The 12,300-nt window shown below is 59.0% G+C and carries 7 protein-coding genes and 1 pseudogene; 2 read left to right on the forward strand and 6 right to left on the reverse strand.

Annotation, left to right across the window (positions count from 1 at the left end; genetic code table 11):
- The first annotated feature begins 138 nt into the window (after positions 1-138).
- Both AC4D1W_RS08720 and AC4D1W_RS08725 read left to right on the forward strand, forming a co-directional pair.
- Positions 139-810, forward strand: coding sequence for a DUF8453 domain-containing protein (locus AC4D1W_RS08720; protein ID WP_490898501.1), 672 nt, complete (start codon positions 139-141; stop codon positions 808-810).
- A gap of 197 nt (positions 811-1,007) precedes the next feature.
- The gene (locus tag AC4D1W_RS08725) at positions 1,008-2,126 is read left to right on the forward strand and encodes a hypothetical protein (protein WP_490898502.1); all 1,119 of its coding nucleotides are present in this window, start codon (positions 1,008-1,010) and stop codon (positions 2,124-2,126) included.
- Positions 2,127-2,314: 188 nt separating this feature from the next.
- Here the strand turns inward: AC4D1W_RS08725 and AC4D1W_RS08730 are convergent, their stop codons facing one another.
- The 6 genes and pseudogenes from AC4D1W_RS08730 to AC4D1W_RS08755 form a co-directional block, all read right to left on the reverse strand.
- On the reverse strand, positions 2,315-3,007 hold the full coding sequence (locus tag AC4D1W_RS08730; protein ID WP_490898503.1) for an 8-oxoguanine DNA glycosylase OGG fold protein: 693 nt from the start codon (positions 3,005-3,007) through the stop codon (positions 2,315-2,317).
- 535 nt (positions 3,008-3,542) lie between these two features.
- Positions 3,543-4,874: a hypothetical protein gene (locus AC4D1W_RS08735; protein ID WP_490898504.1), complete on the reverse strand. Its 1,332-nt coding sequence runs from the start codon at positions 4,872-4,874 to the stop codon at positions 3,543-3,545.
- Positions 4,871-8,059 carry a type I restriction endonuclease subunit R gene (locus AC4D1W_RS08740; protein WP_490898505.1) on the reverse strand — a complete coding sequence of 1,063 codons (3,189 nt, stop codon included), beginning with the start codon at positions 8,057-8,059 and terminating at the stop codon, positions 4,871-4,873. Before AC4D1W_RS08740 ends, AC4D1W_RS08735 begins: the two co-directional genes overlap by 4 nt.
- Before the next feature lie 86 nt (positions 8,060-8,145).
- Complete coding sequence (locus tag AC4D1W_RS08745) at positions 8,146-9,324, reverse strand: restriction endonuclease subunit S (protein WP_490898506.1); 1,179 nt, start codon at positions 9,322-9,324, stop codon at positions 8,146-8,148.
- Positions 9,321-10,948, reverse strand: a pseudogene (locus AC4D1W_RS08750) (class I SAM-dependent DNA methyltransferase). The gene AC4D1W_RS08745 and the pseudogene AC4D1W_RS08750 overlap by 4 nt, the downstream one beginning before the upstream one ends.
- A 308-nt stretch (positions 10,949-11,256) precedes the next feature.
- Entirely contained in the window at positions 11,257-12,204 is a 948-nt protein-coding gene (locus AC4D1W_RS08755; protein WP_490898507.1) for an endonuclease NucS domain-containing protein, read from the reverse strand.
- Positions 12,205-12,300: the final 96 nt, after the last annotated feature.

The following is a 12,300-nucleotide window of genomic DNA, read 5'->3' on the forward strand; positions in this document are numbered from 1 at the left end:
GCCTCAAACACACCCAGGCAGAGTCCCTACCCTCGACAAGACCGGAAAATACGGCAGAATAACCAGGGTCAAAGTGGCTCACTTTTCAACCCACAAAACGGCTCACTTTTCGACCATCGCTGACAGGCCCTCGTCGCTATGGTGGCTCTCGTTTCAGCGGCTTTCGACAGTCGAGCCAGGTCTCAACCTATGGTGACCGCAGAGCTTCGGCCCGCTATTGATAACGATCAAGCAGCTGACCTAGTGCTCACTAATCTGGGTTCGACCCCGGCTAGAGATGTCACCGTTCGTTTTGAACCGGAACTTGACCTGCCCGAGCACGTGGATCAACGGTTCGCTCAGTTCATCATCCGCCGATACAGCAGGCCGACACCCGTTCTCAATCCGGGCCAAGAGCTGTCAAACGTTTGGTGGTTGGGGAGGAACGTCGGGGCTGAAATGCTTGTGAACCGTGAACCTCTACCGGACGACTTCACAGTCCATGTCAGTTATCGAGGTCGTGGTAGTAGAAGGTTGAAGGATTCCTTTCCGCTAACGATGGATTCCCTGAAGCTAACGACCGTTTCGGTGTCGTCCACGTCAACTAAGGGACGCATCAAGTCGATTGATGAATCGATTAAGAAGCTGGCGGAGAACACAGCCAGAATCGCATCCGTGCTGAATCGTCCCACTGAGTCCGCCGATCCGCTCGGTGCATCCGACATCCTTCGGATGACCGGTTTTGCTAGATCTACCGAACCAGCCGGTGCAGCTATGAGCAAACAATGGTTTTCAGTCGCCTTACGAAGGCTACTGTCTCGTTTGCTCTGATCACTCAACCTTGAGCACGGGACAGCCGCGAAGCGGAAGATCGTGCCGTGCTCAAGTGGGCGGGAGGCACATCGACCCAACTCTTGCACCCAATCCAGATCCTACGCACCGTATCCCAGAAACGGACGACCGCGCAGCGCTCGCGAAGCAGCGTTTGCCAACCTTTGTGCGGGAATATTAGCTATAGGGTTTCCTCTGTGGCTGTTCAGACAGAAGGTGGAACGTCGAAGGAACCAGAACTTCAACGACCGCATTGGAAGTGGATCATAACCCTGTTAGTAGTCGGATGCGGGCTAACTCTGGGAAGCTTTTTTTTGCGCTTGCTCGTGGGGCTCCACGGCACCAAAGATATCTTCCCTTGGAGCATCATGGTGTCGGATGATCTGGCAGTTCTGCAGTCCATATGCACCAACTTCGGCACGGGTTTCTTCTCAGCCGGCATTCTGCTCACCTTTGAGCCGCAAGTTCGAAAAGCCGTGCGGGAAGTCAGAGATGACGTCGCGGAGCAGGCAACCAAGGACGCAACGGCCAATGTTTCTGAGAAGTTCGAGACTCGGTTCGAGGAACTGCAAGGGCAGATTAATAGAGGAGTTCAGGCGCGGATCAGAGAACAGGATCACATCCTGGATGCCCTCTCAGAGTTCACGTACGAGTCGGTTCTAGCTGGCATGAAGAGCGCCAGAAGTATGCGGGCTTTAGACCATGACCAAATCACCGTGGAGGGTACATGTATACCCGGCGAGTTCACGGTGTCATTGGCTCTCCATCCTCAAGTCACCTCCCAGCCCGAAGAAGGGATATTGCGCGTTATGGTCGAGACAGAGGAGGATCGGGCGTTCATGACCTGGCCCGCTTCTGCTCCGTTCAACGATGTCGCCATCGCACTGATGGAGAAGCTCACGACTAAAAAGGCTTGGGGGTTCGGCAAGGAAGCTCCGTGGAGTAGTGCCCTAGAGAAGCTCGTCAACGCACTGAATCTGGCCATGAAGGCTCAGAGGGAGGATTCCGACGCGGTCTTTGGTCTCCAAGGCAGGCTCGCTGCAGTGATCGACGACGGTTTATTCCTTACTGATCAAGGGCTTGAATGCCCTGAACGGGACTATGTACTCCCACGTGCGGAGTTCCCGCGGCAGGTTGACCTCATGACGAGGAGCTCGACAGTGAAACCACCCGAAAGGCCTGAGTGGATTAGCGAGAGGTTGTGGGACTACGCGCTGGAGCGATGCAGGGCACGGTTTACGACGAGGCGAATGGGATCGATTACTCATCCTGATCACACTCTGATCCCCATTGACCCAAATACACCTCCATTCTGATCGCTCGGCGGAAAGGTTCGGTCGGCAATTCTTCTTAGACCAGTTCGCTCAACATGCTGAGCAACGCATGCATTTCTGCCTTGTCCCCAGGGCTCTGCAGGCTGAGGTTGTACGTCCGATGAGGTTGGTTTGCTGAATAGCCTCTTCCCAGCACGGGATCCTTTTGAGCATCGTCGTGAATGTAGTCGCTAGACGCCGTCGTTGCGGATGAGGCGGAATATCGCTTCTTCGACATGCACACGTGAGCGCCCGTGAGTCTTGCCCCAGTGTTCAAGCAGCTCAACGTACCTGGCATAGTCGTTTGTCTTGGCATACCTCAGGGAGACCGACACATTGTTTCTGAGCCAGGCAGTGATCAGTTCATCGAGCACTGGAGCTGCTTGTGCTCCGTATGGGGTGTTGCCTGCCGAGATGAAGTAGAGCCACTTGGTAAAGAACGCAGGCCCCAATCCGCGGATGTGTCCTTTGTTGTTGAGGTAGCGGTAGGCTTCAACGGGGCCGTCAGCGTTGAAGCGTTCAATGGACGTTTCCAGCCGATTGACGACAGTGGCGTCGACCGGTTTGCCTGCCGGCTTCGCGCTTCCGCTGAGGATACAGGCGGTACGGTAGGGGCCATACCCGGAGTAACCATGGCCCCAGACCATGCATGAAATGAACGCTTCAGAGAAAGCGCCTCGGCGTACACGTGCCTCTACCGCGGTGGCGGTGACTTGTCGGTCGACCGCATCTGGAAGAGCATCGAGGAGTTCTCCGGCGCCCTCGATGCTGGACAGCCAAGTAGTCCAGCGCCCTTTGGGCCAAGAGAACGCGCGTTGAGCAACGTGCGGGGAGGTTAGTAACCGCACCAGTGGGAGTGGAATCTCAGGAAACGCACCGCTCATTCTGCCTACTTCCAATGGATTGACTAAGTAGTAGCTCTAGACAAAGGAGGTCCGATGCTTGTCAACGCTCGTATCTTAGGTGGCCGCCTCCGAACCAGTTCGCGCCTGCTCAACCTCAATGAAGACGCCACTCGGACGATCCCGGCAAGCGACAGGGGTAAGGTCTCCTGGGAGCCGAAAAACTTGGAGATTGGCGCCTCCGGATCCTGGGCAGTTGGACAGCAGGGCCGGTGAACACTTATCGGCCCTGCAACCGTTGGATTAACTCTCAGGTCTTTTCGAGCTCGATTTCACGCGTGACGGTGGGACGGCATCTTCTTGTTTTGCAGTACCCGATCTACAACCCCCCGAGCTGACTCCGTACTCTTCAGCGTATTGGGACGCCCGACCGAACTCGCGCCAGTATCAATAGTGAACTCCGCTTCTCGGACCCGCTCAAGCATGACCTTCAGGTCGTTCTCCGGAAGGTCACGGAGCTTACGTACGCGTTTGAAATTAGCCATGTTCCCTGTCTCCTGTGGTATACATCGTAGCTTCAATCTGCCGCGACGGTGCGGCGGAGCCTGAACAAATTGCTGATTGGAAAATTCAGCTTGAAAGCAATCAACCACAAGAATGCACTCACTTGTAGCACACCGGCGGTGATCCACAAGATCTCCCATGCAATCGGGACGAGAGGAATTGCGGCTGCAGCAGCCATCAGGATCAGTGACAGTGACGAGAGTATGAACATGTACCGCAGTGGGCTAAGAAGAGTCCCAGTCAGCGTGTGCTCAGGAGTTCTTGCCATCCACGACAGAAGGATGGCCGGACCGGTCAGGAACAGCGATACGGATGGGGAGGGTATATCGAAATCGTTCGCAACGATATGGAGGATATCGAGTTTCTCGATCCAAGCAAACAGCACTACGACAAACACCATGGGAACGGCCACACTCGCGAACCAGTAGATGCCCCGTCGTGCTGGAACTACGTCCACCCTCAATTCACCGGTGCTAAACCTAGAGCCCGGAGTAAGGGCAACATGGCTAATCGTGCGTTCTACGTCCGCTACATCGAAGTCAAAGTCCACAGGTTCGCCGGCAGGATCAAGTTCAACTACGTACATTGACTCGATAGCAAGCCCTGCGGGGACTTGCACCTCAACGTGCTGACTCGCTGCGAAACCGAAATCAGCAATCCGGAGGCCGAAGCCTGCGGTTTCTGCTCCTCCGTTCACTGCGGGGGTGTCTAAGTCGTGGGAATACTTCAGAATTGTTCTACTTCCCAGGACGGCCTCATCCACCTCTACAATCAGCAAGAAATTTTCAGAAAGCTGCCGCGCTAAGGCCGCGAAGACGGCGAGATCGGCGTCTTGTTCCCTTCCTTGGCGGAGAGACACATCGGAAATCCATGAATCGAATGAAGCGAGTTCAGGACTCTTGCGTGAGCTGGCGCTCACGAGCCTGTCGATGTGTGTTTGACACTCGGCTCTTAGCTTCCGATCTATGCGCATCCAATCAGGAACGACGTTCAAAAGAAGCTCCCGCGCTAACGAGCTGTTGTCCTTTGTACCCAGAATGGGGAGTGTCTTCCCGTTCTGGTCGGCGGTGTCTACATCCCGCAGGCGATCCTTTGCGATAAGAGCCAGCGGGATCAGGATATGCCCCTTGGAACCAGAGATGGCCAATCCTTTCGGCACCGTTACATCCAACGACACCGTTCTTCGAGTAGGACCTTCCGCGCCCAGTTTGAGCGTATCCACCCTGCGATTGATCCACGTCTGGGACGCCAGCATGAGGCGCTTTAGTTTGGCACCGTCAGAAGCTCGGAAATTGCGGGCAACCAGTAGTTTACGCTTGCTTCCTATTACGGATTCCGCAGTCACTTCCGGGCCTCCGTGAACCGCGGCGCCATGGACTCCATCTGTTCCATGACTAGCTTAATAGCCTCGGGTTGCTTGTCCGGTGGATAACCGAAACGCACCAGCAGGCGTTTGATTGAGGACCTTAGCTTCGCTCGAACGTCGTCGCGCACGGTCCAGTCGGTTCTAACGTCCCGGCGCATCACTGAGACCAGTTCCCGGGCAATATCGGCCAGCACTCCTTCGCCCTGGATTTCCACTGCGGACTCGTTCTGGGCAACGGCGTCATAGAAGGCGAGTTCGTCCGAGTTCAGCGGCGGAGTGAAGTGCTCCCCGCGTTTACCTTCCGCGGCCACCTCGCGGGCCAGTTCCACGAGCTCAGCAATTACTTCAGCTGACGTCAGCTGCTGGTTCGTGTATCTTTTCATCAGCTCGGTGATCCGCTCAGAGAATGCCCGTTGCCGGATTATGTTGTTCCGGGTGGAAGATGCTGACTCATCGGCAATCAGTTTCCGCAGCGCCTCGATGGCGAGCTGCGGGTTTCGGGCCTGCTGGGTCTTGGCGATGAACTCGGGCGTGAGGTCATCTAAAGAGGGTTTCGGCATGCCGGCGGCGTCGTAGATGTCCAACACCTCCCCGGAGGACGTTGCCGAGGCAATCAGATTCCCGAGCAATCGCTGGATTTCCTCGGGTACAGGTTCCCCGCTCGCCTGACGGTCTGCGGCGTCGTACTTCGCCATCCAGACACGAATTTCCTCGTAGACCTGAATTTCCGGACGCAGTTCGGAAAGCGTCTCTGAGCCGGAGCACAGTGCCCACGCGCGGGACAGCTGGCTGGTGAACTTGCGGTACTTCGCTGCGAGTGACTCTTCACCGTCCGCGGGCTGGTTGCCTGGCGTAGCAGGATTCCGCAGGTGACTGACGGCGCCCGTCACGGCGTTTAGGAAGGACTTTGGTCCGCCCTTCATCAGCTCGGTCTTCCAGTCATAACCGGCAAGCAGGGACCGAAGATTTTCAACCAGGGAGACGGTCAAGTGAACGGCCTCGTCGACGTTTTTGCCGACCGGCTTGTTTGCCCGGTCCGACTGCGTGTATTCACCCAGCGCCTTTGCCAGGTTCTCCGCCAGCGGTGCGTACGCCACCAGCAGGCCGTCCTCCTTGCCGCGGAACGTGCGGTTCACGCGGGCCAGTGTCTGCATCAGCAGCGCGCCCTTGAGCGGGCGGTCCAGGTACAGGGTGTGCAGCGGAGGAGAGTCGTAGCCGGTAAGCATCATGTCCTTGACGATCACCAGCTCCAGCTCGTCGTCGACATTCTTGAGGCGCTCCTTGACCTGCGCGTTCAGCGAGTCCCGGCGCACATGGTCGGACACCGGCGGCACGTCAGTCGCGTCACCTGAATAGACCACCTTGATCTTGCCCTTGGATAGGTCCTCCGAATGCCAGTCCGGGCGCAGCTCCACAATTGCGGAGTACAGCTTGGCGCAGATATCCCGCGTCCCGCCCACGATCATCGCCTTGCCCGGCGCCTCGATGAACTTGCCCATCCGCTCGCGCCGGTTCTCCCAGTGCGCCACCAAGTCCTCGGCCAGCGCTGCGATGCGCTGCGGCGCACCATAGACAGCGTTGACGACGGCGACGCTGGCCTCGATGCGCGCACGTTCCGTATCGTCCAGGCCGAGGGTCAGTTCGTCGGCGGACTTGTCCAAGTCCTCTTCCGTGACACTTTCGGAAAGTCCTACCTTGATGAGGCGCGGCTCGAAGTACACGGGCACGGTCGCACCGTCTTCCACCGCCCGGGAGAGGTCGTAGATGTCGATGTAGTCGCCGAAGACGTCCTGGGTGTTCCTGTCATCGAAGGAAATCGGTGTACCCGTAAAGGCGATGAGGGTGGCATAGGGAAGCGCGTCGCGGAGGTGCCGCGCGTAGCCGTCCAGGTCGTCGTAGTGGGAGCGGTGTGCCTCGTCCACTACCACGATGATGTTGCGACGGTCGGACAGCAGTGGGTGGTCTGCGCCGGCGTCCTTCTCTGACTTGCTGCGGCCGAATTTTTGGAGCGTAGTGAAGTAGATGCCGCCCGTGGTCCTGTTGCTCAGCTCGTCCCGCAGCTCGAACCGCTTCCTGACCTGCTTCGGCGATTCTGCCAGGAGCAGGCTGTGGTCGAAGCTCTCGAACAGCTGCCCGTCGAGTTCGTTCCGGTCGGTGATGACCACGACGGTCGGGTTCTTCAGTTTCGGCTGGCGGGCGACCATGTTGGCATACAGCTCCATTTCCATGGACTTGCCGGACCCCTGGGTATGCCAGACAACTCCGGCCTTGCCGTTGCTTTCCACCGCTTGGATAGTGCTAGCCACGGCTTTGGTGACGGCGTAGTACTGGTGGGGTTTGGCGATACGTTTTGCCAACCCGGCGGAGCCTTGGTCGAAGGCCGTGAAGTTGCGGACGAGCTGGAGGAAACGTTCCTGGTTGTAGAGGCCGTCCAGTGCGGTGTCCAGGGCGGTGACGGCATCGCCGTCAACCATGTAACCCGAGGGGACGGGGACGCCGTCGTCGTCTACGTTCCACGGTGAGAAGTGGTTGAAGGGTGTGAACGGCGTTCCGTACTTGGCCTGGATTCCGTCGCTGGCGAGCGTGAAGACGCAGAAGCGGAACGCCGTGGGGAAATCGCGGAGGTAGGTCTGGAGCTGGGCGTGGGCGCCGGGGAGGTCGGCGTGGGCGCTGCCGGCTTTCTTGAGTTCGATGATGCTGACGGGCATGCCGTTGCAGTAGAGAACGATGTCGAAGCGCCGCTTGTGATCGCCCTGAATTAGCGTGACCTGGTTGACGGCGAGCCAGTCGTTTTGATCAGGCGCCTGGGTGAGCAGCCGGATGGTGGGGTTGGCTTCGTTGCCGTCGGAGTCGATGTAGGTCAGCCGGTAGCCGTCGACGAGGCAGTTGTGGATGCGGTGGTTCTCGGCCAGGGCGTCATTCGACGTGGGCGATGCTATTTCCGCCAGGGCCTGTTGGAGGTACTGGGCGGGGACCGCCGGGTTGAGGCGTTGGAGGGCGGCAAGGAGGCGCGGCCGGATCAGAAGCTCGGACCAGGACTCGCGTTCCCCGGTGCCTGGCGCAATTGCCTGGCCCTCCAGGGGCTTCCAGCCCAGTTCGCCGAGTCGCTCCTTCGCCACGCCTTCCCAGTCTGCTTCCGAAAAGGCTACTGCTGGTGCTGTCAAGGTGATTCCCCCACAATCGATTTGCAGTTCAGCTTACTCAGGCTTCGAGGGACTATCCCCAGGTGCCTACAAATTTCGCATTGCGTCTACACCCCCGCGGCCTCCAACGCCTTCTCCGCCTCCTTTAGCCGAAGCTTTCCGGACATGAGCTGAGGGAGGAGCGCGTCGCGGGAAGCGGCGAGATTCGAGTTCTCTGACAGCGCCGAGGCAATGGTGCGCTCAAGTGGTGCCAGCTTTGTCTCCAGTAGCAATCCGTGCTCAGGCTTCAGCCGCGGCACCTGGAGAGAAGCCAGTTGGCCCTTGTTGATGGATCCGAACACGGTGCCTTCAGCCTCGAACGGTGCCCAAGCCTCGTGTGAGTCCTTGAGGAGATGAAAGACGGTGAAGGGTTGGTGATGAGATGAACGCACTGAGGCCACACCACGTCCTATGCATGTCTCTTCCGTTGCAAGATTGACACGGCCAACGGGGGCTCGGACACTCAGAAGTGTGTCGCCAGGCATAGCCAGCCGGACAGGGGCAGTGGTCCAAACTCGGTTGCTTGGGAATCGAACCCCGAAGTCTCGGACTCCCTGATAGAAGACGGTGCCCTCACCCGTCTCGTTGAAACTTGCGCCCGAGGGCGAGGAACCCATGACTATGTCGGCAATTTCGGATAACGCAACGGATTCGGTCATGTCGAGAGCAAACCGAGTCAGTGAAGCAGCTAGTTCGTCTGCAAGTGCGACGAGCTTGGTGTTGGCGACGATCTTGTCGTCGAGGGCGCCCAGTACTTCCGCGATCGCTTGCTGATCTGGTAGCGGGGGCAAGCGAATTGGCAAGCTTCCCAGAACCGTCAAGTTTGTGTAGCCCTGTACCGAACCTGAAGCTACAGACTCTTTCAGTGACTGAATGTGTGGCGTATTCAGGTGGTAGTACAAGTATTGCGGGTGCAGGCGAGATTGGTCGGGCCGCAGAATCGCTATCGCACTTGATATTCCAAACAAGTCCGAGGCCTTGTACACGTATGAGTTACTGAACGTACCAATTATCCCGGTGAGTACATCGCCCGCATGAAGCCTGGTAATGGCCTTCGAGGCGGGAGGAAAGAGCCGGTCGTAATCCTCCTCTGAAATGAAGTCCATCTGGTCCGGCTTGAGTTCCCCCTTACCGATGTTCTTCGAAGTGAGATACGGGACGCCTGCCAAAACGCGAGTGACGCTGGCGTGAGCGCCGTCACCTAATTGGCATACGTCTGAAATCTTTGTCTGAAAATCGGTGCTCACAGGACCCTCCCCAGCTGCTCGCGCACAACAGCCGCCAGTCGCTCGGACTCCTCGAACTGCTCAAACAGCTCCTTTGATAGCCGGGCGATCTTCTCCTTGATCGGCTCGCCGTCGTCATCCACGTCAGCCGCCCCGACGTACCGCCCAGGTGTCAGCGCGTAGTCCACAGCCTTGACCTCCGCGAGGCTGGCCGAATAGCAGAAGCCGGCCTCGTCGTTATACATCAGCCCCGCCTCACCTGCAGAGGCGGTGCCGCGCCAGGCGTGGTAGGTGTTGGCGATCTTGGCGATGCGTCGTCGGACAGGGCACGCTCGGCGCGGTCCACCATGTAGCCCAGGTTCCGCGCGTCGATGAAAAGCACCTTTCCTGTCCGGTCCACGGAGCCGCGGGGGCCTGCTGTCTTGTCCTTCGCGAAGAACCAAGTGCACACCGGGATACCCGTGCTGCGGAACAGCTGCGTGGGCAGCGCCACCATGCAGGACACGAGGTCGGCTTCCACCAGTTGGGCGCGGATTTCGCCCTCGCCGCCGGAGTTGGAGGACATGGAGCCGTTGGCCATAACCACGCCGGCGCTGCCGCCGGGTGCCAGCTTGGAGATGATGTGCTGGATCCAGGCGTAGTTGGCGTTGCCGGCTGGCGGAACGCCGTATTTCCAGCGGGGGTCGGACTCGGAGCGGGCCCAGTCCTTGATGTTGAACGGCGGGTTGGCCATGATGAAGTCTGCGCCGTTGTTCCCGGTCAGTTCCGGGTGCTGGTCGCGGGCGAATGTGTCGCCCCAGCGGGAGGCCAAGTTGGCGTTCAGGCCGTGGATGGCCAGGTTCATCTTGGCCATACGCCAGGTGCGCTCGTTGAGCTCCTGGCCATAAACGGAAATGTCTGAGCCCTCGAGGTGGTGCGCGGCCAGGAACTTTTCGGCCTGGACGAACATGCCGCCAGAACCGCAGCAGGGATCGTAAACCCGGCCGCGGTGTGGCTCCAGCACCTCAACCAGCACGCGGACTACGCCTGCTGGGGTGTAGAACTCGCCACCGCGCTTACCCTCGGCCTTGGCGAACTTCTCCAGGAAGTATTCATACACCTCGCCCAGTAGGTCGCGCGCCTTGCTGGCGCCCTGGCCGGTGAAGCGAGCAGAGTTGAACAGGTCGAGCAGTTCACCGAGGCGGCGCTGGTCCACGTTGTCCCGGTTGTAGATCTTGGGGAGCGTGGCGGCCAGGCTCTTGTTGTCCTGCATGATGAGCTCCATGGCTTCATCGATCAGCAGCCCGATAGATTTGGGCGCTGCACCGTCCACCGCGTCCAGGCCTTTGGCGTGCTCCGCCAGGTAGGTCCAGCGCGCCCGGGGCGATACCCAGAACACGCCGCGGCCGGTGTACTCGTCCACGTCGTCGATCAGCTGGGCGAGCTGCTCCTTGTTGAGCCCTTCTGCCTCCAGCTCGGCCTGGATCTGGCCCCGCCGCTCCTCGAACGCGTCCGATACATACTTCAGGAACACCAGCCCCAGGATTACATCCTTGTACTGCGAGGCATCCATCGAGCCGCGGAGTTTGTCCGCCGCCTTCCAGAGGGTGTCCTTGAGTTCCTTCATGGTGGACGGGGCGAGGTCCACCTTCAACTTCGGGGGCATTATGCAGTTCCTTCTTCTGGTCCGGCGAGGGTAATAGGGTCTGTCAGGGTGAGGCTTCCGCCCGCTACGCCGTCCGTAATCAGGGTAGCGAGTTCCTCCCGGTGTGAGAGGCGTTGGCAGGTCTCAGCCCGCTCATTTTATGGACTGTTCAGGAGGCTGCCGCTACTAACGGTCGGAGTTCAACAGTGTCGTCTCTCTCCGGACGAGTAGCCGAAAGGGCCCAGTCTTGCCGTCGCCGTGAGCGTCGAATTTCCCGCTTCAGAGGCCGCTGCCCTCCGCCAGCTCAAGTCCCGCAGCCTCCTCGCAGCCTAAAGCTCGAGATGGAACTCGACGCGGTATCTCATAAAGCGGATCCGCGGTGCCACAAGCAGGGCGCGGCGTATTCTGGCGTCGTCATCTTGAGCGATGATGACGCCCTCGACGGTTTGTCCGGGCTCAGCGAGTTCCGCCTGAGCGAACCCCATGTAACGCTGTATTTGTCCGACGACGACGTCGCTGGCTCGCCCCCGTTTGAGCTCGACGACCAACAGCCGGGACTTGTCCTTGCTGATGGCGAGGATGTCCATGGGGCCAGTATCAGTTCGGTACTGCTGACCAATCACGCCCTCTTCCTCGGTGGCGTAGATGTTGTAGTCGCGTCCCAGCACGGTGCTGCGCCAGTTATGCACCAGGAAATCCTCGAGTTGCTTCTCCATCTGGAACGCCAGCGGGTCCTGTACCTCCGCTGGGACCTCCTCAGGAACTAAGGCCTGGAGGTTTGCCACGTCGGTTACGCCGGTGAGCTCGGCAAGTTCGCCGGCATGTGCTGGGGCGAACTTCGAGACGGTCTGAGGGTTGGCGGCGGCTGCGCGCAGGTTTGGACTCATCAGTTCGCGACTGAAAGAGCCTTTCCATTCGACGCGCCGGCGGTGGGGCTGGACTTTACCAAGGTGAAATTCATAATCCGATGACACAACCCCGTAGTTGTACTGGATGTTCGAAGTGCCGGTCGGAGCAAGGACGAGGTCACCGACCTGCATTGTTTGGGTTGCCGCGTGCAAGTTGCCCATAGCGCGACCAGCGGCGACCTTCGTCTTGTCGGGGTACATGCCCAGAAACACGGGACTCATCGCCTTACGAAAGGCCTCAGACCCTTGGCCTAGGTGCGGGCGGATGTCGTAGTCACCGATGTAGTCCACCCCGAGGTAACCCGTCTCAATCAGCTCCTCGGCGTTTGATCCACCAGTTCCGAGCCGTACCATCCACGTTGCAACCATCGTTCCCCGCCATCTAGGAATTGCCGTTCCCCTCATCCTGAACGGTAGCCGATATCTCGTCGAACTCGGGAGGTTGGTGCAAGTCTCGGTGCCTTG

It is taken from the genome of Arthrobacter sp. TJ-170 (assembly GCF_058269305.1).